The organism is Klebsiella africana, assembly GCF_020526085.1.
Lineage (GTDB): Bacteria > Pseudomonadota > Gammaproteobacteria > Enterobacterales > Enterobacteriaceae > Klebsiella > Klebsiella africana.
In genome coordinates, this window is the sequence record NZ_CP084874.1 from 2,760,857 (window position 1) to 2,784,272 (window position 23,416).

Annotated in this window: 25 protein-coding genes and 1 pseudogene; 17 read left to right on the plus strand and 9 right to left on the minus strand. The window is 54.8% G+C overall.

Annotation, left to right across the window (positions count from 1 at the left end):
• Positions 1–1,070: 1,070 nt before the first annotated feature.
• Genes pcaC through LGL98_RS13520 form a run of 6 tightly spaced genes read right to left on the minus strand, consistent with a single transcriptional unit; the run spans position 1,071 to position 6,135 of the window.
• Entirely contained in the window at positions 1,071–1,460 is a 390-nt protein-coding gene (pcaC, locus tag LGL98_RS13495; RefSeq protein WP_136033115.1) for a 4-carboxymuconolactone decarboxylase, read from the minus strand.
• Positions 1,453–2,217: a 3-oxoadipate enol-lactonase gene (gene pcaD, locus LGL98_RS13500; protein WP_136033117.1), complete on the minus strand. Its 765-nt coding sequence runs from the start codon at positions 2,215–2,217 to the stop codon at positions 1,453–1,455. The genes pcaC and pcaD overlap by 8 nt, the downstream gene beginning before the upstream one ends.
• Positions 2,207–3,559 (minus strand): 3-carboxy-cis,cis-muconate cycloisomerase, encoded by a 1,353-nt coding sequence (locus LGL98_RS13505; RefSeq protein ID WP_136033119.1) that lies wholly within the window; start codon positions 3,557–3,559, stop codon positions 2,207–2,209. The genes pcaD and LGL98_RS13505 overlap by 11 nt, the downstream gene beginning before the upstream one ends.
• Positions 3,560–3,568: 9 nt before the next feature.
• On the minus strand, positions 3,569–4,771 hold the full coding sequence (gene pcaF, locus LGL98_RS13510; RefSeq protein ID WP_136033145.1) for a 3-oxoadipyl-CoA thiolase: 1,203 nt from the start codon (positions 4,769–4,771) through the stop codon (positions 3,569–3,571).
• A 10-nt stretch (positions 4,772–4,781) separates the two neighbouring features.
• Positions 4,782–5,438, minus strand: a complete 657-nt coding sequence (locus tag LGL98_RS13515; RefSeq protein ID WP_012541879.1) for a 3-oxoacid CoA-transferase subunit B — start codon at positions 5,436–5,438, stop codon at positions 4,782–4,784.
• Positions 5,439–5,448: 10 nt separating this feature from the next.
• Positions 5,449–6,135 carry a 3-oxoacid CoA-transferase subunit A gene (locus LGL98_RS13520; RefSeq protein ID WP_002903522.1) on the minus strand — a complete coding sequence of 229 codons (687 nt, stop codon included), beginning with the start codon at positions 6,133–6,135 and terminating at the stop codon, positions 5,449–5,451.
• 169 nt (positions 6,136–6,304) lie between these two features.
• On the opposite strand from LGL98_RS13520, the gene LGL98_RS13525 reads away from it, so the two are divergent.
• The gene (locus tag LGL98_RS13525) at positions 6,305–7,111 is read left to right on the plus strand and encodes an IclR family transcriptional regulator domain-containing protein (RefSeq protein WP_004151560.1); all 807 of its coding nucleotides are present in this window, start codon (positions 6,305–6,307) and stop codon (positions 7,109–7,111) included.
• Here LGL98_RS13525 and smrA read toward each other — a convergent pair.
• Together smrA and LGL98_RS13535 are read right to left on the minus strand one after the other, a co-directional pair.
• On the minus strand, positions 7,108–7,671 hold the full coding sequence (gene smrA, locus LGL98_RS13530) for a DNA endonuclease SmrA (protein WP_117126212.1): 564 nt from the start codon (positions 7,669–7,671) through the stop codon (positions 7,108–7,110). The two genes, LGL98_RS13525 and smrA, sit on opposite strands and share 4 nt — an antisense overlap.
• A gap of 101 nt (positions 7,672–7,772) precedes the next feature.
• Complete coding sequence (locus LGL98_RS13535) at positions 7,773–8,681, minus strand: LysR family transcriptional regulator (protein WP_136033121.1); 909 nt, start codon at positions 8,679–8,681, stop codon at positions 7,773–7,775.
• A gap of 166 nt (positions 8,682–8,847) precedes the next feature.
• Here LGL98_RS13535 and LGL98_RS13540 point away from each other — a divergent pair, with 166 nt between their 5' ends.
• The 3 genes and pseudogenes from LGL98_RS13540 to abgT all read left to right on the plus strand — a co-directional run bounded on the left by LGL98_RS13540 (position 8,848) and on the right by abgT (position 13,252).
• Positions 8,848–10,158, plus strand: coding sequence for a M20 family metallo-hydrolase (locus tag LGL98_RS13540; RefSeq protein ID WP_136033123.1), 1,311 nt, complete (start codon positions 8,848–8,850; stop codon positions 10,156–10,158).
• Positions 10,158–11,602: pseudogene (locus LGL98_RS13545) on the plus strand (M20 family metallopeptidase). Before LGL98_RS13540 ends, LGL98_RS13545 begins: the two are co-directional and overlap by 1 nt.
• A gap of 123 nt (positions 11,603–11,725) precedes the next feature.
• Positions 11,726–13,252 (plus strand): p-aminobenzoyl-glutamate transporter, encoded by a 1,527-nt coding sequence (abgT, locus tag LGL98_RS13550; protein WP_136033125.1) that lies wholly within the window; start codon positions 11,726–11,728, stop codon positions 13,250–13,252.
• Between the two features lie 32 nt (positions 13,253–13,284).
• Here the strand turns inward: abgT and LGL98_RS13555 are convergent, their stop codons facing one another.
• Positions 13,285–13,437: a phosphatidate cytidylyltransferase gene (locus LGL98_RS13555; RefSeq protein WP_136033127.1), complete on the minus strand. Its 153-nt coding sequence runs from the start codon at positions 13,435–13,437 to the stop codon at positions 13,285–13,287.
• A gap of 245 nt (positions 13,438–13,682) precedes the next feature.
• Here LGL98_RS13555 and ogt point away from each other — a divergent pair, with 245 nt between their 5' ends.
• The 13 genes from ogt to LGL98_RS13620 all read left to right on the plus strand — a co-directional run bounded on the left by ogt (position 13,683) and on the right by LGL98_RS13620 (position 23,291).
• Positions 13,683–14,198: a methylated-DNA--[protein]-cysteine S-methyltransferase gene (gene ogt / locus LGL98_RS13560; RefSeq protein ID WP_136033146.1), complete on the plus strand. Its 516-nt coding sequence runs from the start codon at positions 13,683–13,685 to the stop codon at positions 14,196–14,198.
• Between the two features lie 194 nt (positions 14,199–14,392).
• On the plus strand, positions 14,393–15,145 hold the full coding sequence (gene fnr, locus LGL98_RS13565) for a fumarate/nitrate reduction transcriptional regulator Fnr (protein ID WP_002903394.1): 753 nt from the start codon (positions 14,393–14,395) through the stop codon (positions 15,143–15,145).
• A gap of 233 nt (positions 15,146–15,378) precedes the next feature.
• A complete protein-coding gene (locus LGL98_RS13570; protein WP_136033129.1) occupies positions 15,379–15,753 on the plus strand; it encodes a hypothetical protein in 375 nt (124 codons plus the stop codon).
• A gap of 942 nt (positions 15,754–16,695) precedes the next feature.
• Positions 16,696–17,277 (plus strand): hypothetical protein, encoded by a 582-nt coding sequence (locus LGL98_RS13575; protein WP_136033131.1) that lies wholly within the window; start codon positions 16,696–16,698, stop codon positions 17,275–17,277.
• A gap of 60 nt (positions 17,278–17,337) precedes the next feature.
• Complete coding sequence (locus LGL98_RS13580) at positions 17,338–18,258, plus strand: hypothetical protein (RefSeq protein WP_136033133.1); 921 nt, start codon at positions 17,338–17,340, stop codon at positions 18,256–18,258.
• Positions 18,259–18,646: 388 nt separating this feature from the next.
• Positions 18,647–19,288 carry a hypothetical protein gene (locus tag LGL98_RS13585; RefSeq protein WP_136033135.1) on the plus strand — a complete coding sequence of 214 codons (642 nt, stop codon included), beginning with the start codon at positions 18,647–18,649 and terminating at the stop codon, positions 19,286–19,288.
• Positions 19,288–19,818, plus strand: a complete 531-nt coding sequence (locus LGL98_RS13590; RefSeq protein ID WP_136033137.1) for a hypothetical protein — start codon at positions 19,288–19,290, stop codon at positions 19,816–19,818. The genes LGL98_RS13585 and LGL98_RS13590 overlap by 1 nt, the downstream gene beginning before the upstream one ends.
• Before the next feature lie 2 nt (positions 19,819–19,820).
• On the plus strand, positions 19,821–20,384 hold the full coding sequence (locus tag LGL98_RS13595) for a hypothetical protein (RefSeq protein ID WP_136033139.1): 564 nt from the start codon (positions 19,821–19,823) through the stop codon (positions 20,382–20,384).
• 563 nt (positions 20,385–20,947) lie between these two features.
• On the plus strand, positions 20,948–21,340 hold the full coding sequence (locus LGL98_RS13600) for a hypothetical protein (RefSeq protein WP_136033141.1): 393 nt from the start codon (positions 20,948–20,950) through the stop codon (positions 21,338–21,340).
• Positions 21,319–21,654, plus strand: coding sequence for a hypothetical protein (locus tag LGL98_RS13605; RefSeq protein WP_136033143.1), 336 nt, complete (start codon positions 21,319–21,321; stop codon positions 21,652–21,654). Before LGL98_RS13600 ends, LGL98_RS13605 begins: the two co-directional genes overlap by 22 nt.
• Before the next feature lie 318 nt (positions 21,655–21,972).
• Positions 21,973–22,239, plus strand: coding sequence for a MarR family transcriptional regulator (locus LGL98_RS13610; protein WP_226651744.1), 267 nt, complete (start codon positions 21,973–21,975; stop codon positions 22,237–22,239).
• A complete protein-coding gene (locus LGL98_RS13615; protein ID WP_136031700.1) occupies positions 22,239–22,994 on the plus strand; it encodes a hypothetical protein in 756 nt (251 codons plus the stop codon). The genes LGL98_RS13610 and LGL98_RS13615 overlap by 1 nt, the downstream gene beginning before the upstream one ends.
• Before the next feature lie 3 nt (positions 22,995–22,997).
• A complete protein-coding gene (locus tag LGL98_RS13620) occupies positions 22,998–23,291 on the plus strand; it encodes a hypothetical protein (RefSeq protein WP_136031702.1) in 294 nt (97 codons plus the stop codon).
• Positions 23,292–23,416 lie beyond the last annotated feature (125 nt).

A 23,416-nucleotide genomic window follows, 5' to 3' on the forward strand; every position in this document is an offset into this window, starting at 1 on the left:
CGTTAATTTATTCACCATTGTTGCTGAAACTGCCGGTGCTGGCGGCCTCAAAATCGCTGAGACGTTCCCGGCAGGCCGGGGCAGCCCGCATGGATGCGGGCTGAGGGCCGTGTTTTGCACGGACGCTGCCTCGGCCCGACCCGAAGCCTGCCGGGATAAGTCGAAGGGACCGCGCAGCGGCGATTTTGCTGGCCGGAGCCCGGGGGTACAGGGGGCTGCGGCGACTGGCCGCCCCCTGTGCGCTCCCTGTGCCATAAGAGACATGACGCAGAAGATCTACCGGGAGCGCAATCTGCCCGGAATTAGCATAGAAGTTGTAGCCCTGCCAAACGTTGTGGCCCTGCCAAACATAGTGCGAACAGGGACATTTCCGCTTGTGCCGTTATTTCGCCGGGTGGCGGCTGCGCCTTACCCGGCCTACGTACGTACGACCTGTCGTTAATTTATCCACCATTGTTGCTGAAACTGCCGGTGCTGGAGGCCTCAAAATCGCTGAGACGTTCCCGGCAGGCCGGGGCAGCCCGCATGGATGCGGGCTGAGGGCCGTGTTTTGCACGGACGCTGCCTCGGCCCGACCCGAAGCCTGCCGGGATAAGTCGAAGGGACCGCGCAGCGGCGATTTTGCTGGCCGGAGCCCGGGGGTACAGGGGGCGGCGGCGACTGGCCGCCCCCTGTGCGCTCCCTGCGCCATAAGAGACATAACGCAGAAGATCAACCGGGAGCGCAATCTGCCCGGAATTAGCATAGAAGTTGTAGCCCTGCCAAACATAGTACGAACAGGGACATTTCCGCTTGTGCCGTTATTTCGCCGGGTGGCGGCTGCGCCTTACCCGGCCTACGGGGTCAACAGGCGATTTTCGCTTCCCAGGCCCGGCAAGCGCTGCGCCGGAGGGCAATCTATCGGCGCCATACCCGCCATTTCGCCGGATGACGGCTGCGCCTTACCCGGCCTACGGGGTCTACAGGCGATCTTCGCTTCCCAGGCCCGACAAGCGCTGCGCCGGAAGGCAATCTATCGGCGCCTTACCCGGCCTACAACGACTGCCGGGCAATCCGACTCGGACGACGACTCAACCCTGCGCGGCGTCGATGTCGTCAAACACCTGCTGCGCCAGATGCATCGTGGCATTGGCCGCCGGCAGCCCACAGTACAGGGCAGCGTGCATGATCAACTCTTTCAGCTCATCGCGGGTCACCCCATTGTTAAACGACGCGCGCAGATGCATCTTCAGCTCCGCCTCACGATTGAGAGCGATCAGCATAGCAATGGTGATCATGCTGCGGGTATGGTGATCGAGCCCCGGACGCGTCCAGGTCTCGCCCCAGGCATAGCGGGTAATAAAGTCCTGAAACTCATCATTCAACGGCGTCAGATGCTGCAGCGTACGGTCGACGTGGGCGTCGCCCAATACTTTGCGCCGTACCGCCATCCCGTCCTGATAGCGCTGTTTATCATCCATGGCGTTCCCCCTGGAAAAAGCTCAACAGCGCCGAGGTAAAGCTTTTCGGCGCCTCAATGTTAGACAGATGCGATGCCGCCAGCACCACCACCTCGGAGGCGGGGATCTGCTGCTGCAGGAAATGAGCGTCACCGACCGTAGTGACAGGGTCACTTTCCCCGGCGATGATTAACGTCGGCAGCGGGATCTGCCCCACTTCGCCCCGCAGGTCGGCGGCGGCCAGCGCCTCGCAGCAGGCGGCATAGCCTTCAGCATCGGTATGGGTCAGCTGATGACAAAGCGCCTCGACTACCTCCGGCGCCTTCTGGCGAAACGCGTGGGTGAACCAGCGGTCTGCCGCTCCGGCGGCCACCACCGCCATCCCCTCCTGGCGTACCGCCCGCGCCCGCGACAGCCAGCTGGCCTGATCGCCAATGCGCGCCGCGGTGTTGGCGACGGCCAGACCATGAAAACGCTCCGGCGCAAAGCGGCCCAGCCACAGGCCGGTCAGACCGCCCATCGAGATCCCGCAAAACCAGACGCGGTCGATATTCAGGTGATCGAGCAGCGCAATCACATCCTCACCCAGCTGGGCGAGGGTCACTTTGCCATTTTTCGTCGTTTTACCGTGGCCGTGCGTGTCGTAGCGCAGCACCCGGAAATGGGCGGTTAACGCCTCGATCTGCGGCTGCCACATCGCCCGGGTGGTGCCCAGCGAGTTGGAGAGGACGATAACCGGCGCGCCATCCGGCCCGTCAAGTTGATAATCAAGATTCATCACGTTGCTCCTGATAACGCGCCAGTACCTGGCGCACAAAGCGTTCGGCGCTGCCGGTCGCCGTTGCCGGATCCAGCAGCGTGGTTAAGCGTTCACGAGAGAGATACTGACTGACCTGTGGGTCAGCCGCGAGCAGATCGACCAGCGGAGAGTGACGGTCCAGCGCCTGACGGCACAGCGCCTCGATATGATGATGCGCCTCGGCTTTGCCGATGAATTCCGCCAGCGCCAGGGTCACCGCCTCGGCCATGATCAGCCCGTGGGTGATATCGAGATCGGCGCGCATTTTCTGCGGGAAGACCAGCATATCGCGCACCAGCGCTTCGCTTTGCGCCAGCGCCCCGCCCACCAGCGTAATCAGATCCGGCAGCGTCTCCCACTCCGCCTGCCAGCCGCCCAGCGCCCGCTCGTGCTGCTGGAGTTGGCTGGCGTAGAGGGTCGCCATCAGTCCCGGCGTGCGCTGGGCGGCGGTCAGGATCGCCGCGCAGGCCACCGGATTGCGCTTATGCGGCATTGTCGACGAGCCACCGCGGCCTTCCGCCACCGGCTCGCCGACCTCAGCCACTTCGGTCTGCATCAGCAGGGAAAAGTCGTTAGCGAATTTCCCCAGCGTGCCGCAGACGCCGGCAAACCAGGCGCCCGCCTCCAGCAGCCGATCGCGCTGACTGTGCCATGGAGTATCCGGCAGCGACAGACCGAGGATCTGCGCCAGCGCCTGACCAACCGCCGGCCCTTTCTCTTTTAGCGCGTCCAGAGTGCCCGCGGCGCCGCCAAACTGCAGCACCAGCAGCCGCGGACGCATCTCGCGCAGCCGCTGCTGCCAGCGCAGGAGCGCGTCGAGGGTGCCCGCCAGCTTCAGGCCAAAGGTCACCGGCAGCGCATGCTGCATCCAGGTCCGCCCCGGCATCACGGTATCGCGATAACGATCCGACTGAAGAGCCAGGGCCGCCAACAGCTGCTCAAGCAGGGTCTCAGCGGCATCCAGCGCCCCGCGCAGCTGGAGCACCAGTCCGGTGTCGATGGCGTCCTGGCTGGTGGCGCCCCAGTGAACGTAGCGCGCAGCCTCGGGATCTCGCGCTTTTACCTGCGCCGTCAGCTGTTTCACCAGCGGGATCGCCAGGTTACCGGCCCCCACCGCCGCCTCGCCGAGGGCGGCAAAATCGATCGCCTCGTGGCGGCAGGCCGCGACAATCGGTCCGACCGCTTCCGGCGGCACTATCCCGCAGGCGGCCTGTGCTTGCGCCAGCGCCGCTTCAAAATCCAGCATGCCCTGCACCCGCTGCGCGTCGCTGAACCAGTCGGTCAGCGGACTGCTGCGCAGCATTGGGGTCAACAAACTCATTCTGGCTCCTTAAACACGTTCAATAATCAGGGCGATCCCCTGTCCAACGCCGATGCACATGGTGCACAGAGCGTAGCGGCCGCCGGTCCGTTTCAGCTGATAAGCTGCGGTCATCGCCAGCCGGCCGCCGGAGGCGCCGAGCGGGTGGCCCAGCGCAATCGCCCCGCCGTTAGGATTCACATGGGCGGCATCGTCCGGTAAGCCCAAATCGCGGGTCACCGCCAGCGCCTGCGCGGCGAAGGCTTCATTCAGCTCGATGACATCCATCTGGCCTAATGTCAGGCCGGTCTGCGCCAGCACCTTGCGCACAGCGGGCGCCGGGCCAAAGCCCATGATCCGCGGCGCGACGCCCGCCGTCGCCACGCCGACCACCCGGGCCAGCGGCTGAAGATCGTGAGCCGCCAGCGCCGTCTCGCTGGCCAGCAGCAGCGCACAGGCGCCGTCGTTAACGCCGGAGGCGTTTCCGGCGGTGACGCTGCCGTCGGCGCGCACCACGCCGCGCAGTTTAGCCAGCGCCTCCAGCGAGGTACTGCGCGGGTGCTCATCGCGGCTAAACAGCAGTGGCTCGCCTTTGCGCTGCGGCACCTGGACGGCGATCAGCTCATCGGCGAAACGCCCCGCCTCTTGCGCCGCGGCGGTGCGCAACTGACTGCGTAAGGCGAACGCGTCCTGATCGGCACGGGCGATGGCAAACTCATCGGCGACGTTTTCCGCCGTCTCCGGCATGGAATGAACACCGTACAGGGCTTTCATCTGCGGGTTAATAAAGCGCCAGCCGATGGTGGTATCTTCCATCTGCATGCTGCGGCTAAAGGCGCTCTCCGCTTTCCCCATCACAAACGGCGCGCGGGACATGCTTTCCACGCCGCCGGCGATCATCAGCTGTGTTTCCCCGCTTTTAATGGCTCGCGCCGCAACGCCGATCGCATCGAGGCTGGAACCGCACAGGCGGTTGATGGTGCTCCCGGGCACGCTCTCCGGCAGACCGGCCAGCAGCAGCGCCATCCGCGCCACGTTGCGGTTATCTTCCCCGGCCTGGTTAGCGCAGCCAAAGATCACATCGTCAATGCGCGAGGGATCCAGTCCCGGGTTACGCGCCAGCAGCGCTTTCAGCGGCAGCGCCGCGAGGTCGTCGGCGCGCATCGTCGCCAGGGCACCGCCAAAACGGCCAAAGGGTGTACGCACCGCATCACAGATAAATGCCTGATTCATCATAGGTTCCTTACGCGCTTTCCGCCAGTTGTTCAAAGGTAAGCGCCACCGGAGTGATGCGCTGCAGCTCCTCAAAAGAGAGGCCGTTAAAGATTTCCCGTACCACCGGGCCACGGTCGGTGATGTCGATCACCGCCAGGTCGGTATAGATCCGGCTGACGCAGCCGACGCCGGTCAGCGGGTAGCTGCACTGCGCCACCAGCTTGCACTCGCCGTCACGGGTCAGGTGGTCCATCATCACGAATACCTGGCGGGCGCCGATGGCCAGATCCATCGCCCCGCCAACGGCCGGGATCGCATCCGGCGCACCGGTGCTCCAGTTGGCGAGGTCGCCGCTGGCGGAGACCTGATAGGCCCCCAGCACGCAGATATCGAGATGGCCGCCGCGCATCATGGCGAAGGAGTCGCCGTGGTGGAAATAGCAGCCCCCCTGCAGGAGGGTGACATACTCTTTACCGGCATTGATCAGCTCGGGATCTTCTTCCCCGGGCTGCGGTTTCGGCCCCATGCCCAGCAGGCCGTTTTCGCTGTGCAGGAACACCTCTTTGTCAGCGGGCAGGTAATTGGCTATGCGGGTCGGCAGGCCGATGCCGAGGTTGACGTAAGCGCCTTCGGGAATATCGCGGGCCACGCGCTGGGCCATTTCATCACGGGTCAGTTTTTGCATGTCGGGCTCCTCAGGCGCGTTGCGCGGCAGTCAGGTTTTCCAGCGAGAAGACGCGCTGGACGAAAATGCCGGGAGTGATGATGTTTTCCGGGTCGAGGTCGCCCAGCGCCACCAGCTGCGAGACCTCCACGATGGTGGTTTTCGCCGCTGTCGCCATGATCGGGCCAAAGTTGCGCGCCGCCTTGCGATAGACCAGGTTGCCCCAGCGGTCGCCCTGATGGGCTTTAATCAGCGCGAAATCGGCTTTGATCGGGTACTCCAGCACGTAGTGGCGACCGTCGATTTCCCGTGTCTCCTTGCCTTCCGCCAGCGGCGTGCCGTAGCCGGTGGGGGTAAACACCGCCCCCAGCCCGGCGCCGGCGGCCTGGATCCGCGCCGCGAGGTTGCCCTGCGGCACCAGCTCCAGCTCCACTTTACCGCGACGGTAGAGGTCATCGAAAATCTGCGAATCCACCTGGCGCGGGAAGGAGCAGATCATTTTGCGCACCCGGCCCGCCTTGAGCAGCGCCGCGAGACCCACTTCCCCGTTGCCGGCGTTGTTATTAATGATGGTCAGGTCGCGGGCGCCCTGGTCAATCAGGGCGTCAATCAGAAAGGTCGGCTGGCCGGCGGGGCCAAAGCCGCCGATCATAATAGTCGCCCCGTCGTGGATCCCGGCGATGGCTTCGCTCAGCGTTGATACGCTTTTATCAATCATCAGGTCGCTCCAGTGATGTGCGGTAATCGCACTTTTATTCGTTGTTCGCACAAAATGTGACCCGCTTAACGATGTCGGTCAAGGGCGATAATCGAAATATGGTGCGATAATCGAACATCGGTTATCTTTAGCGAAAGAATGTGATCGATGGCAAATATGGGGAACAAACATGGACAAGCATCCAGACGATTTACTGACCGGCGACGGCGATCCGTTTAAGGGCGATCCGAACTTTATGGCCTCCCTGGCGCGGGGTCTGGAGGTGATTCAGGCGTTCACGCCGCAGCGGCCCCTGCTGTCTATCTCGCAGATTAGCCAGAAGACCGGCATCCCGCGCGCCGCGGTGCGCCGCTGTCTGTATACCCTGAGCAAGCTGGGGTTCGTCTATGCCGAAGACGGTAAGAATTTCCAGCTGCGACCGCGGATCCTGGCGCTGGGCCACGCCTGGCTGGCCTCGACGCCGCTGGCGCGTTCGGCGCAGCCGGTGCTGCGGCATCTGAGCGAAATGCTCAATGAGTCCTGCTCCATCGCCACCCTCGACGGCGACGATATCCTGTATATCGCCCGCGCCTCCAGCTCGCGGATTATGACCATCGACCTGGATATCGGCAGCCGCCTTCCGGCGTGGGCGACCTCGATGGGCCGGGTGTTGCTTAGCCATCAACCGGAGGAGAAGCTCAACGATATGCTGGCCCGGGTGACCATGATCCGCTACACCCCGCAGACGGTGGATTCGGTGGCGAAGCTGCGCGCCGAACTGAAACGGGTGCATCAGCAGGGGTATGCCCTCAACGATCAGGAGCTGGAGATGGGGCTGCGCTCCCTCGCGGTCCCGCTGTTTAACGCTCAGGGACAGGTGCAGGCGGCGCTCAACGTCGGGGTGCATGCGGGCCAGATGACGGCCCGCGAGATGATCGAGCGCGTGCTGCCGGAGCTGCAGAAAGCCGCCCGCGAGCTAACGCTGCTTCTGCGCTAACGGCTGCGCTTGGCGTGCTGCTCCCAGGTCTCCTGCTTCGCCTCGGCCGATTTACGCAACGCGACATAGCAGGCGCCGCTGCCGCCGTGATGTGGAAGCGCGGCGCAGAAGGCCTGCACCTCCGGCAGCTCTTCCAGCCAGCGCGCCAGATAGCTACGGATGATATTGGCGTGGGACCGATCGTCGCGGCCTTTGCCGTGAACGATCAGCACATTGCGTAATCCCTCTTTTTGCGCCTGCACCATAAAGGCGAAGAGCATCTGTCGACACTGTTCCACCGGCTGGCGCAGCAGGGAGAGGCTCGCCTGCTGGCTGTATTTCCCCCGCCGCAGCTTATCCAGCACACCGCTTTGCAAACCTTCGCGCTTAAACTCCAGCGGCGCGGCGAGCGGCACGATATCCAGATAGCCGGTAGTGAGGAAATTATCCAGCTGCAGGGTATCGACGCGCTGCGGGGCGCGGCTGTTGCGCCCGGGATGCCAGTGCACGTCATTGTTACGTTTCAGAGGCTGGACATCTTCCATGGCGTCAAGAAACAGGGATTTGTCATCAAGGTTCATGGGCTCTCCTCCAGCGGCTGTCGCCAGCTACTATAGCCGCCTCGCGCCGCCCCCTCAACGCGTTTAGCCGCGTTTGCTGGCAAAGTGAGCGCGACGGACGATTAAGGAAACAATTGTCGGCTCTGGCGGCGAAACAGGGTGATTAACGACGCCGTGAGCGGCGTTTGCCGGGTATCGCGCCGCTGGATCAGATAATAGGTGGCGGTGGGTAACACTTCACGGATGGGGATCATCACCAGTTTGTCGGCCATCAGCGGGTCGTTGCCCAGCTCCACCGGCAGGATGCTGAGAAAATCACTTTTCACCACCAGGCTGATGCAGGATGAGAACGTTTCGCAGACGATCCCCACCTTGGGCTCCCGCCCCAGCTGTTCGAAGCGCTCCTGCAGCTGCTTAAAGTAGCTGCCCCGCGGCGTCGGCATGGTCCAGTGGTGCTCCATCAGCTCCCCCAGCGAGGTGGCCTGCGCCGCCGGATGGCCCGCGCGGGCGAACACCGCGAACGGTTTCTCAAACAGTTTTTCAAAGCTGAACTCATGGTCGTACGGCCCGGGGTAATAGGTATTAATGGTGAAATCCAGCTCCCCCTGGCGCAGCTCGTTAATCATCGCCAGCAGCTGGCCCTCCATGATCCTCACCTTCACCTGCGGATGCTGCTGATGAAAGCGGCAGATCACCGACGGCATCAGCGACCGGGCGACGCTGGCGCCAAGGCCTATATTAATTTGCCCGGCCTGTTCCCCCTGGCGCTGCAGCAGTTCATCCTGCGCCGCCCGCAGCTCCTCGAGGATCAGGCTCGCATGTTGATAAAAACTTTCGCCACTTTCGGTCAGCGCCACCCCCTGGCTGCGGCGGACAAATAGCTGGGCGGAAAGCCCCTCCTCCAGCTCTTTAATCGCTTTGGTCAGCGCCGGCTGCGAAACAGCCAGCGAGCGGCTGGCGCCGCGAATACTGCCTTCCCGGGCCACTTCGACAAAGGCGCGAATTTGATGAAATTTGATCTGAAATGCCATGCTTTTGGTGATAACCATTGTCTATCAGACAGAAGAAAATGACATCTACTGTAATCCATCAGGCTGTGGCAGGTTAAGGGTGTTAAGGCCTGTAGCGCGTTAGCGATAAACAAAAGCTATCACATCGTGAACGCCGTCACATTTTTTACTTATGACAGGATAAGCTATGCCGCAACTTGATGAATACCTGCGCCAGCTGGCGCCCTCTATGACCCAATGGCGCCGTGATTTTCACCTGCACGCGGAATCCGGCTGGCTGGAGTTCCGCACCGCCAGCAAGGTCGCGGAGATCCTCCACGGACTCGGCTACCAGCTGGCGCTAGGCCGCGATGTTATCGATGCCGACAGCCGGATGGGGCTGCCGGACGAGGAGACCCTGGCGAGGGCTTTCGAGCGAGCCCGCGAACAGGGCGCGCCGGAGCGCTGGTTACCGGCGTTTGAAGGTGGTTTCGCTGGCGTGGTCGCCACGCTTGACACCGGACGTCCCGGCCCAACCCTGGCCTTTCGCGTCGATATGGATGCCCTCGATCTCAATGAACAGCACGACGACAGTCACCGCCCCCATCGCGACCATTTCGCCTCCTGCAATACCGGCATGATGCACGCCTGCGGCCATGACGGCCATACCGCCATCGGACTGGGGCTCGCGCACCTCCTGAAGCACTACGCTGACCAGCTAAACGGGGTGATCAAACTGATTTTCCAGCCTGCTGAAGAAGGCACCCGCGGCGCCCGCGCGATGGTGGCCGCCGGCGTGGTGGACGACGTGGATTATTTCACGGCGATCCATATCGGCACCGGCGTCCCGGCGGGCACCGTCGTCTGCGGTGGGGACAACTTTATGGCCACCACCAAATTCGACGTGCAGTTCAGCGGCGTGGCCGCCCACGCCGGCGGCAAGCCCGAGGACGGGCGCAACGCGCTGCTGGCCGCCGCCCAGGCTGCTCTTGGCCTGCACGCCATCCCGCCACACAGCGCCGGCGCCTCGCGGGTCAACGTCGGGGTGATGCAGGCCGGTACCGGGCGCAACGTGGTGCCCTCTTCCGCGCTGTTAAAAGTGGAAACCCGCGGCGAAAGCGAAGCCATTAACCAGTACGTGTTCGAGCGGGCGCAGCACGTCGTCGCTGGGGCGGCGGCGATGTACGAAGCCCGCTACGAACTGCGCATGATGGGCGCGGCGACCGCCAGCGCGCCGTCGCCGGCGTGGGTGAACTATCTACGCGAACAGGCCGCTCAGGTACCCGGTGTGCAACAGGCGGTGGATCGCATCGCCGCCCCGGCGGGATCGGAAGACGCCACCCTGATGATGGCCCGGGTCCAGGCGCGCGGCGGCCTCGCCTCGTACATGATTTTCGGCACTGAACTGAGTGCCGGTCACCACAACGAGAAATTTGATTTCGACGAGAGCGTGATGGCGGTAGCAGTCGAAACCCTGGCGCGCGTCGCGCTTAACTTTCCCTGGCAGCAGGGGGTGTGATGGAAGCCATTTTTCAGTTTGTGGACGAGGTGGTTGAGGCACAACGCGACACCTGCTGCGCCATCGCCGACGACATCTGGGACCACCCGGAGACCCGCTTTGAGGAGTTCTGGTCCGCCCAACGGCTGGCCGACGCCCTGGAGGCGGAAGGTTTTCAGCTCACCCGCGATGCCGGCGGGATCCCGAATGCCTTTATCGCCAGCGTCGGCAAGGGCAAACCGGTCATTGCCCTGCTCGGCGAATTTGACGCTCTGGCGGGACTCAGCCAGCAGGCCCACTGCGCAGAACCGACGTCCTCGACACCGGGAGCCAACGGCCACGGCTGTGGGCACAATCTGCTCGGTACTGCGGCTTTCGCCGCAGCGGTCGCGGCTAAACACTGGCTGCAGCAGCACGGCGACAGCGGCACCCTGCGCTTTACGGTTGTCCCGGCGAGGAAGGCGGTTCGGGAAAAACCTTTATGGTGCGCGAAGGGTTGTTTGATGATGTCGATGCGGCGCTGACCTGGCATCCGGAAGCCTGGGCCGGGATGTTCAGCACCCGCACCCTCGCCAATATTCAGGCGGCATGGCGATTTACCGGCACCGCGGCCCACGCCGCTAATTCGCCGCACCTGGGCCGGAGCGCGCTGGATGCCGTCACCCTGATGACCACCGGCAGCAACTTCCTCAATGAACATATTATCGAGAAGGCACGGGTTCATTACGCCATTACCGATACTGGCGGCGTCTCGCCCAACGTGGTGCAGGCGCAGGCGGAAGTGCTGTATCTGATCCGCGCGCCAGAGATGGCCGACGCTGAGCAAATCTTCGCCCGCATCGAGAAGATTGCCCAGGGGGCCGCGCTGATGACCGAGACCCACGTCAGTTGCCGCTTTGAAAAGGCCTGCTCCAGCTATCTGCCCAACCGCACGCTTGAGGCGGCGATGTATCAGGCGGTCTGTCATTACGGTACCCCTGACTGGAGCGACGAGGAACGCGCCTTTGCCGCGGCGATCCGCGCCACTCTCAGCGCCAACGATATTAACAACAGCCTGCACAATATTGCCGGCACCAGTGGCGAGGAAGGCAAAGCGTTTGCCCGCCGCCACCGCGACACCTTGCTGATTGATGAGGTGGCGCCCTGGGCGGCCACGGATAACGTCCTCGCCGGCTCCACCGACGTCGGCGATGTTAGCTGGAAAGCGCCGGTGGCCCAGTGCTTCAGCCCGTGCTTCGCGGTGGGTACCCCGCTGCATAGCTGGCAGCTGGTGAGCCAGGGCCGCACTTCCATCGCCCATAAGGGCATGTTGCTGGCGGGGAAAGTCCTCGGCGCGACCGCCATCCGTTTATTCAGCGACAGTGCCCTGCTGGAGGCCAGCCAGCAAGAGCTCAGGCAGGTACTGGCCGAACGCCCCTATCGTTGCCCGATCCCGGCGGAGGTGAGACCGTCCGTTTTACGATAACCACTTAAGAGAGGCCACTCCTGGCCAACGCTGACCGGCATCGCGGCACGCACCGCCCATAATAACCGCCGGCAGTACGGGAGCTGGCCTGCCCAACACAACAACGACAACAGAGGAACGCCCATGAGTATGTCATCCATACCGTCATCTTCCCCCGGCGGAAAGCGCTATGGCTGGGTAGAGAAGATCGGTAACAAGGTCCCGCACCCGTTTTTGCTGTTTATCTATCTTATCGCGGTGCTTATCGCCGCCACGGCAATCCTCTCCGCCCTCAACGTTGGGGTACAAAACCCAACTGACGGTTCGCGGGTGGTGGTCAAAAATCTGCTCAGCGTGGAAGGATTGCACTGGTTTTTGCCAAACGTGATTAAAAACTTCAGCGGTTTCGCGCCGCTGGGGGCGATCCTCGCCCTGGTGCTGGGCGCCGGCTTTGCCGAGCGCGTGGGTCTGCTGCCGGCGCTGATGGTGAAAATGGCCTCGCACGTCAGCGCCCGCTATGCCAGCTATATGGTGCTGTTTATCGCCTTTTTCAGCCATATCTCTTCTGATGCGGCGCTGGTAATTATGCCGCCGCTGGGCGCGCTGATGTTTCTTGCCGTCGGCCGGCATCCTGTCGCTGGCTTGCTGGCGGCGATAGCCGGCGTAGGCTGTGGCTTTACCGCTAATTTACTGATTGTCACCACCGACGTGCTGCTCTCGGGGATCAGCACCGAGGCGGCAAAATCCATCGATGCCTCTTTGCACGTCAGCGTAATCGACAACTGGTACTTTATGGCGACCTCGGTGATCGTTCTGACACTCGTCGGCGGCCTGATCACCGATAAGCTGGTGGAGCCGCGGCTGGGCCAGTGGCAAGGCAGTCGCGAGGAAAAGCTGCAGACACTGACCCCCGAGGAGCGGTTCGGCCTGCGCATCGCCGGCGTGGCGACGCTAGCGTTCGTGGCGGTCATCGCCCTGATGGTGGTTCCCGAGAACGGTATTCTTCGCGATCCGGTTCAGCATACGGTCATGCCCTCGCCGTTTATCAAAGGCATCGTGCCGCTAATTATCTTTTTCTTCTTTGTTGTTTCGCTGGCCTATGGCATCGCCACCGGCAAAATTCGCCGCCAGGCCGACCTGCCGCAGTTAATGATTGAGCCGATGAAAGAGATGGCCGGGTTTATCGTGATGGTCTTCCCGCTGGCGCAGTTCGTGGCGATGTTTAACTGGAGCAATATGGGCAAATTTATGGCCGTTGGGCTGACGGATCTGCTCGAGAGTTCAGGCATGAACGGTGTTCCGGCGTTTGTCGGCCTTGCGCTGCTGTCGGCTTTTCTGTGTATGTTTATCGCCAGCGGCTCGGCCATCTGGTCGATCCTGGCGCCGATTTTCGTGCCGATGTTTATGCTGCTGGGCTTTCATCCGGCGTTTGCGCAGATCCTGTTTCGCATCGCCGATTCATCGGTGCTGCCGCTGGCGCCGGTATCGCCGTTTGTGCCGCTGTTTCTCGGTTTTCTACAGCGCTACCGGCCGGATGCCCGGCTTGGCACCTACTACTCACTGGTGCTCCCTTACCCGATGATCTTTCTCGCCGTCTGGCTGCTGTTGCTGGTAGGCTGGTATCTGGTGGGACTGCCTATCGGCCCTGGCATCTATCCGCGGCTGCCTTAACCCGCTGATGCGCCAGGGACGGCCGCGTCACCCTAACGGAAAATCTTCACTTTGCGGCTGGCCTGTTCAATGCTGGCGAATTTATACCACAACGCTTTATATCCCCTCTCAATCACCAGCGTCAGCGCGTGGATCCCTAAGCCGCTGACGATCAATACCAGTACGCCGGTCAGTATATATTGCATAGCCCCACCTCAGAGTTGTTAACCGCGCCGCGGCAACGCAGCAAGCTCTGCGCAGGCGCGGCGTCTTCTGTTAAACGTAACAAAAACCATGCCCGATAACCTGCCAGGATCGATCCAAAAATAAATCATCATGGCGGTCGCTGAATGCAGCCCATGATCGGGATTTATCTTTTGGGAGTATAGTTGACCGCTGTCAGCACGTGGTATCGTGTGCTCCACAGGTACGATGGTGGATGACAGAAACGATGTTGACCTTGCTGCAGGATAAAATGGATACCCCGCTGGGGCCGTTGTGGGTGCTTTGCGACGAACAGTTTAATTTGCGCGCCGTCGAGTGGGATGAGCATCGCAATCGGATGGAAACGCTGCTCGACGTACACTATCGCCGGGAAGGCTATCAGCGCGTCGACTGTCGTAATCCCGGCGGTCTCAGTAGTAAGCTGAGCGACTATTTTGCCGGCGATCTGGCGATTATCGAGACCTTGCCAACCGCTACCGCCGGCACCCCTTTTCAGCGCCAGGTCTGGCAGGCGTTACGCGATATACCCTGTGGCCAGGTGATGCACTACGGCCAACTGGCCGAGGCGCTCGGACGCCCCGGCGCCGCGCGCGCGGTGGGCGCCGCCAATGGCGCCAATCCGGTGAGTATCGTGGTGCCCTGTCATCGGGTCATCGGGCGCAACGGCACCATGACCGGCTATGCCGGGGGTGTGCAGCGAAAAGAGTGGTTATTGCGCCATGAAGGGTATCTTTTACTTTGACTGAAAATGCCTTTTCTGGAATCTTCAGGTAATTTTACAATCAAATGTCGCTGAATAATCTATTATTAATCAAACAGATATATGCCCGCTTTGATTTACCCTGCTGATATTACGTGTTTCAGAGCCTGAAGACTTACCTGCTGATCAAAAAGATGTTAAAATTGACCAATATCAATTAAGGCCTGAGCAGACATATGATCCCTGAGAAGCGAATTATTCGACGCATTCAGTCTGGCGGTTGTGCAATCCATTGTCAGGATTGCAGCATTAGCCAGCTCTGCATCCCCTTTACTCTGAACGAGCATGAGCTTGATCAGCTGGATAATATTATCGAGCGGAAAAAGCCTATCCAGAAAGGTCAAACCTTGTTCAAAGCCGGTGATGAGCTGAAATCGTTGTACGCTATTCGCTCCGGGACCATCAAAAGCTACACCATCACCGAGCAAGGTGATGAGCAGATCACCGGCTTCCATCTGGCGGGCGATCTGGTGGGCTTTGACGCCATCGGTACCGGTCTGCACCCGAGCTTTGCGCAGGCGCTGGAAACCTCAATGGTCTGCGAGATCCCCTTCGAAACCCTTGACGATCTTTCCGGAAAAATGCCCAATCTGCGGCAGCAGATGATGCGCCTGATGAGCGGTGAGATTAAAGGCGACCAGGATATGATCCTGTTGCTTTCCAAAAAGAATGCCGAAGAGCGTCTGGCCGCGTTTATCTATAACCTTTCTCGTCGGTTCGCCCAGCGCGGCTTCTCACCTCGTGAATTCCGGCTGACCATGACCCGCGGCGATATCGGCAACTATCTCGGCCTCACCGTCGAAACCATTAGCCGTCTGCTGGGTCGTTTTCAGAAAAGCGGCATGCTGGCGGTGAAAGGCAAATACATCACCATTGAAAACAGCGATCTGCTGGCCCAGCTGGCCGGACAGGCGCGCAACGTGGCTTAATCTCTGCGCAATACCTGGTCAGGATCGGCAATTTTTTCAGATTTGTTGATCTGACCAGGCTCCTCCCCTGTTTCAATTCATCCATATAGGTTATCTTTTTAATAACTGACGGTAGCTGCAGTTGTAAGGAATCTAACCCCCCTCACTCAGTCACTTAGCATCCTCGCCTAAGAAGCCCGTAATACAAGGGTTTAAGATATTTCTCAGAAAATTTCCTTACAGGTGATGATGTTATGAATACCGCTAAAATCCCTCACGTTTCACTAACTACCAAAGATGGCTATGTGTTCCGTAAACGCTATCAGACTGGAACCCTCTACCTTGCCTTACGTACCAAAGAAGCAGCCATTGCTTCACAACGTGGTGCAGCTGTCTCTATCCGGTATCTGGAACTAGAACCACTGAACCTACCCTATGAGGCTGTCTATCTGTCTCTGAAACAGTACCGTGATGAAGTGATTAGACAAGAGCAGATAGCCATGCTCAAACGGGTAGCTAACTTTCACATATCCAGTTTTAGCTATTGTTCCAGCTATTTTATTGCTACCTTTCCACAGCAGCAATCCAGTATTGCCATCATAATTAAATTTATTTTTCAGGGAATTTAACTCAATCCCAGTAAGCATATATTTTATCTCCAAAGGATTTAGACAATGGAAATAAACTAGCGATGGTCTAAATAATTCTGATTTTTTAAATTTTGCGCTCTTGGTCTAAAGCGCTAAATAAAAACTCTCAAAGGGGGTGCGTGGGGGTATATTGCCTGAATGTTATAGGTTGTGATTGATTGTGTTCAAAGCTCCTGTATCGCTCTGTACTGCGTTGCAAGCACGTAGGTATGCAATGTATTACCTGCCCTTTGATAGAGCCTCACAGAGCGTCCTGTGAAGCCTGAGCTGCACCTATCAGATACAGAGTTCTACACAGACTATGGCAATGCCCGCTATTGCTGGGTTAAGCCTGAATGCATTGCTATCAGTGTGAGGGGTAAGTGAAGCACACCAACTGTATCATTTAGCTATTCGTGCTATTTCTGGCTAACGGCTGGTGACTATTACGCGCTTTAGACTTTCAAAGACTTTCAAAGACTTTCAAAGACTTTCAACCTATCAACTATGACTAGCCCTGTGCGCGTGCAATGAGTCTTAGTGTGGCTGTATCAGTAAGTGTATGGTGTTGTTCTTTGGTCTTTTGTTTCCTTCAGTGTACTGTAAATAACTGACGCGTAAGGGTTTTTGTTCATATTCATGCTAATTATAATCCTTATGAATGTAGCCTCTACGCGTCAAGATGGAGAATAAACCACTGATACAGATCGATAATTCTCTGATAAGACATGATGCAAAGGCATATAAATAGTTTATTAATCACGCCGTATTTTCACCCGTATATTCACCGTATGAATTTAATCGGTTATTCATCATTCAGAGCTAAGCTATTAGTGCTTATCTGCAGCAATATCTACAGATATCAATTGTAGGTAATCATGTATAAGAGCATTATTGCCCTCCCCGTTAAGGGGGCAACGAAAACATATTAAGGAAGTGAAAGTGAATATTACCAACCTGAATGCACATGCACTTATGAATACTGCTAAGAGCTTAATTGAAGTGCTGCGCAACAATAAGAAAGCAAGTATTGGCAAGGTTGTAACAGAGTGGAACATTTGCGTAGAACAATCAGGTTACACAACCACTTTTGATTTCCCGGTTGAAGGCTGGACACGTAAAGCACAGGTAATTGCAGATTTAGAACGCTGTGCTGCTCAGCTTGAAGAATTGGCTTTTGCTACTGAAACATCAACTGTGAGGGCTTCAAATGATGAAGTTCAAACAACTGATGTTTTAACTAATGAGGAAGTAAACGTGATTAATAACCGTATCCAGCGAGTACAGATGCAGGTAAATCAATTAGAAAACATATTCAGAGATAGCTACCTGAATGGTAGAGCTTCTATGAATGCAGCACTTACTGAATGTAAAAGCCTTTTAGCATGTGAAGGTATAACCCCTGAGCAACGGGATGTGGTGAGAGATATTGCCTCTCAATGTGCATTTATTGGTTTAGAGGCTGAAAGCGAGCCTGTAGCCGTTCAGGGTGGATTTAGAAATGATATCTACCCTTACGCTTAACTAATTAACTATGGGCGGTGTATGCCGCCCTTCTATATCTTATTAATGAGGATTTATAAAATGGCTAAACCAACTGTAGACGTAAACAAAATTATGCAGCCTCTTTTCAAAAAGTATGCTGTGAATGTAGACCTGCTAGAAAGTGATGCACATCGTAAATCTGAAGTGCTTAAGTTGCGTCCTGCATTCAATGTGGACTTCAACGCCAACAACCTTATGAAGTGGTGTAAAGATAATGACATTAGTTTATCAGCCGTAACCATTAAGAACTGGATGGACAAGGAAAACACCACGGTAAGCCCTAAAGCCACCAAAACCACCAGTGTTAACCAGTGGGCCAGTCAGCTTGCAGGAGCCAGCACAGAGCCACAGGAGCAAATGCACAGCATTACCCATGCTGAATGGCTGTTCATTGATGTGGCTAAAAACCTCATGACAGAGGAACAATTAGAGGCGGCTTATAACCGTGTAGCTGAACTGATTGATTTGGAGTTTGAAAAAGAGCGACAAGCCCGCTTAGCAATCAGAATGCAGGCGTTAACTGGTCGTTTGCCTGACCATGTGTTCCTTAGAGAGATGAAACAATTCATTGGGAGTGATGAGTACGACCAAAAGGGCTGGGGCATATTCAAGCGAGCTGACAAGCGACGCCTGATTGATATGGCTGAAGCTGGTAACGAGGATGCTAAAGAGATGGTGAGAGATATCGATGAGGACACCAGACACGAAGCACCTAACACCAGTCCGTTTGAGCCTGCTGAGACTGAAGCAGAGGCAGAGGATGTGTTTAAGCAGCGTATGAATGAAACCATCATTACTGGCTCTTTGGATGTTTCCGAGGATGAAGAGAAGCGGTTAGAGGGAATGGCTAAGACTGACAAGACAGCTAAAGAACTTCTTGCCATCTTGCACGAAGGACGTGAGAAGGAAGCAGCTGCACAGGAAGCTTCCAGTGAGCCTGAGAGCGACGATAAAGCATAAGGCAAGGCAGATGGCTTGCTGTGGGGCAAACTGCCTCACAGAGCCGTTGAAGTGGCTTAATGAGGGCGTACAGGTAAATGGCTAAATCTGAGGTTGTAGTACATCACGTACACTTCCAGCTTAATGGCATTACTGGCTGGGTTGTGGTGGCTTCTAAGCTGCCTATGTGGGTTTTCTTTATGGGTGAGCATATTGCATACACAGCGATGCAGGGAGCACTGAAGAAGCACGTGCATAGCGTAATGGTTCAGCGCTCTTTGGTTAGTAGCTGGCGGGGATAATCCAACTGCTCATTTTCGAGCAGTTAAAAATGAAAAGGCTATGCACTACTAATCAGGGTGCAGTGTAGAGCCTTTTTATTATCTGAACATTGAATGAGAATTTAAAAATGAATATTGCATTTCGTGCTGCTGGTTATGGTTTATTAGTTGCCGTGGTATCTGCTGGCATTATGTATCAGGCTAATGAGTTTAGGTATTCTGATGAAGGGCACATGGTAGAGCTAAAAACCCTGAACGATAATATGAATAAAAACGGCTCTGACTGGTACGACCGTTTCCCGGTTAAAAATGGCGTGATGAATGTTACAGACGGTTCAGGCACTGTGTTTTTTAATGTTCCTGCTGGAACTAAGCAAGCGGATATCATTAAGCATTTCTCAGCTAAGCCACAGTATAAAAATCACAATTTCTTTAACCAGAAGTATCAATACTTCGATGATACTTCGGGCTGCATGCCGTGGAGCGTGTATTTAACCAATCATCAATCAGGCATTAACTATGATAACTTTGCCACAGAGTTTAATGATTATGTTAGCTCTTGCGCGTGGGCTACTACTTCAGATATGAGTTTTAATATTAAATCCTCAACTGAGCTTAAACATGAATTCTTTAGTAAAACTGAAGATTTAACGCCGTGGGGAATTGGTTTAGGTATTTTGGCAATGCTGCCGGGTCTGTGGGTTGGCTTCTGGCGTCTTTTGGGTATGGCTTATCGTTCAGCCAAAAAATCAGCTAAAGGTGATTACTAATGAAACGTTTATTTTTAGCTGTAGTTTTAGCTTCCATTTCTGCAAGTGCAATGGCTGATGAAAATTATCAGTGTCATAGCGCAGCAGGTGATGCCGTTTCCGTTCAGATTAACAGTGTGGGTGTGCAAATAGATGGAAATTGGACTGAGCAATCAAACTATTTTCCATCTAAATATGACTCTAGCACCGGGACTACATCTAAGACGTATAAATCTTTAATTGATGGTGCTTACTATATTCTGTGGTTTAACTCTTCAGATGATTTGATTACGGCTATCAATCTTAGCCCTTATATGAACTCGCATGATTATGGTTCTTCAATTCCGGGTAATTGGATTGGTGAACACAGGGGCGTATGTCGGGATAGAGAGGCTGAGGCAAGAGAAGCACGTGAAGCACAGGCAGCACGTGAAGCCAAAGCCAGAGCAGCACAGAGAGCAGCAGAAACTAAACGCCTGGATGCTTATTATCAGCAGCAGGAAGCAGCACAGGCTAAAGCGGCTGCTGATGCAGCGGCTAAGGAGTGGTAAGAATGAAAAAGTTAACCCTAATAGCGCTAATGCTACTTAGCGGCTCTGTATCCGCTTCTCAGTGGATTTGTCCAACATCCACGACGGATGGTAGCGGTAATGAATATCGCACGTTAGAGACGCTTGCAGATGGCTCTGCACGTATCGACGGCAAACTTTACAATAAGGCTAAGATGCAATACCCGATTACTGAGGATGAAGCATATTATGGTGAGCCAGATGCTGAAGGTAGAGAGGAGGAAGTACATTATTTATACTACACCGATATAAAAGATGGGGTGCCGTATTCAATCCTTCAGGCTGGATATTTTGGAAACGGTACGCAAACTTTTCCATGTGTAAAACCGGGAACTAAAGAATCTGCCGCTTTAGAAAGAAATGGTAAGCCTTATTCCCCTGTAGTGGAAAAGACTGTCAATGAGTGGGAACAGAAACTAAATCCCTCTAACTGGAATGGTGAATCCGATAGTGATTCTGAAAACACCCTTCAAAATGCATTTAATAAACCTGTGAGAACTTTAGATGAAGTTCTTTCTAATCAGGGTGAGGTAGGAAATAGACAATGAAAACTTTACTAGGCGTTATCCTGCTGTGTGTGGCTGTAGGTGCCTTTGCTTGTCCAAGGGGTGAACATATTCATGGTGGCTACGGTAAGCACCACACAGGCGGCTTTTGCTACTAGTGGCGTTAATGAAGGGGAACAAGCTTCCCTTTCCTTAAATTCACTCAAGCAAGGAAAAACACTTTGGATATTTTAGTTATCCCCGTTATTTTTTGGGTGTTGGCGGTTGTTGTTGTCTCTGCCATTTGCTCACATAAAATCTGTGGAGAGGAACCCGCCACTGTAGCCTTTTATCGCTACTTCTGGTTAGGGCTATTTTGTTCACCTGCTGCTATTTTGATTAGCTATTGCACTTCAGCAAACTCACGGGATTTTAAGTGAATGATAAAGCTCACACGTGCAGAATACGATGAAGTATATAAACATTTCTGTGGAATAAAGAAAATATTAGGAGATACACATTTTCCATGTGCAAACCTTCATAAACGCAGGAAGCAGAGAAGAAACCGGGTAGATTTTCTCATCGAGTTTATGGAATTATTTAACCGTATTGATTAAAGGCGAAAAATGAAACGTTTACTTATTGCAGGGGCATTTGCTCTTTGCAGCTGTACGGCCTTTGCTCACGATATCGTGTGTGGTGGAGGATATGCCATTGATAGGAACGTGACAGGCTCTATGAGCACCGGGCATGCTCTGTTTGAGATTGATACGGGAAGCATTGCCCTGTACCGGGGTGATAAAGAACTATTCCGTGGTGCCCTTCAGAACACAATGCTGTATGCATACGGCTTGAGCGGTCAGACCATCATTAACTATGAATTTGATTCTGATAATGGTCAGTCATATATGCTGGTGATGGATATGAGCTTTATTGGTGCAGACGGTCATGATTCTGGCGATGCAACTAAACTGATTACAATGCAAGGCGATTACACATGCAAATTAAATTCTCTGTAGCCCTTCTGGCTTTGGCTCTGTCTGCTCCCTGCTTTGCTGGGACAGTTAAATGCACTGACGGGAGTAGCTCATCAAACTACAAAACCATTTCGATTAAGCCGGGTAGCGGTGATTGGCTGGATATTACATACAAGGCTGAAACGCTTTCCCTTCCTCTGGAAACATCTACCAGCTCATTCGCCCTGTTTCACGGAATGGCGGATAATGGCAGTAATGGATTCTTTGAGCTAACGCCTTCAGGGGCTAAGGGTAGTCTATACTTCGCCCACTACAAGCAGCGCATACAATGTGATGCGCATGCAATGAAACGCTGAGTCAATACGCTGAGAGAATCATGAAGGGCTTCCCATAGTGGAGGCCTTTTTTGTTAGGGCTAACTGTAATAATAATATCTATTATTAATACTCTTGTTTTCTTCAGCGTTTTCTTTCAACTGCTAGTTAACTGTTAGTATGGGGGGGGGAATTATCCCTACCCCCCCTACCCAAAATTCCCCTACCCCCCCAGGGAAAATTTACCCTACCCCCAAACGGTAACTAATTAGACTCATAATTACCTCATCCCAAAAACGGAATAATTCTCATTTGTTTTAGTACTATATAGATACAGACTAACAATTTAGGAGAGTATCTATGTTTTTATATGTACCCAAAAGAGAATATTTTAACATCCCCGTATTCATCAATACTTCAGATTTATGTGTGTACGCCTACCTGTCAGAAGTGGCATATGATAATGCTGTACAATGTAGCCTGAAAGATATTGCTAATCACTTTCGTAAATCTAAACACTTTGCATCCGATGCTGTTCAGCGTCTGGTACGAGCCAATATGATTAAGAAAGAAAAAGGCCGTGGTAACTATACCGTGATTGCCCTTTCCCGCAAGGAGGCTAACTAATGTCTAAAGTATATCGGACCGCTGAGCTGTGGAAAGATGAAGAATATACAATTATTCCCTCAGCTTTATATCAGCGGTGTGAAGCGATTGATTGTAATCTGGCTGTGTTCTATTGCAGACTTATGGATGATTTCCTGAATGAAACGGTTAACTATGGTAAGCAATATTTCCCACGTCAAAAAGAATTAGCTATTAAATTTCGTGTTGACCTAAAGACAGTTAAAAACTATCTCAAAAAACTGGAGGCATTAGGTCTTGTCCAGTCAGAAGAGAATCCCGGATATGCAAACTTCCTCACGGTGATTAACTTCCAAGAGCTGGAGATTCTTAACGATACAAACGTGAAGGAGCTTATCAAAGAACATCGTGGACAACGCAAGGCTGAACGTGCTGAACAGCAGCAAGCGTACATCGAACAAAAGAGCGGCAATCTCTACGATGAAGCTGATTTTGACAATGAGCCAGTAGTGAGCTTGTGTAAGACGCCACAGGAAGCCCCACAGGAGCCTGAAGCACCTGAACCAGTGCAGCACCAGCCTGAACCAGAGAAAGCAGCTCCTGAGTCGATAGAGGACGTTACAGCGGCTATCGAGGAACACGCAAGACTCATTAACTATGAATACTCGCTTGAGCCAGTGATTGAACAGGCTAAGTGCTGGGGTATTGAGTCAGCCATTGAACTAATGAATCAACGTCTTGAAAAAGAGAAAGAAACAGCTGATTCACACACACCTAAATTTTACCGGAGAGGATAAAACATGTTTCCTGTTATCACTGTAAACAACTGGCACACGCAAGATGGGAATATCTACATACTTTATGAGGATGGTTTCTGGTATCAGAACGTTAACTATCTTGCAGCTGTTCCCACTCAATATAATTGCACCACTTATGAAGAACAATTTAACAAGCTTATCAATCGTATTGAGAGTGGTGCTCTACGCACCTGCAAACAGAGCGGTAAGCCTTACAAGATGTTAGGCGATACATTATACCTTTTGAGCAATAAAACGTCTCAGAATGCGTTATCCAAACGATTTGAAGGAGAATAAGACAATGGGTCATGGAATGAAATATTTCCCTGAAGATATTGAAGGGAAACAGTTTGGAAGATTGAAAGCACTGAAGGTGTTTAAAGACCCACAGGACAAATATTATTGGAGGCATGTAGTTTGCC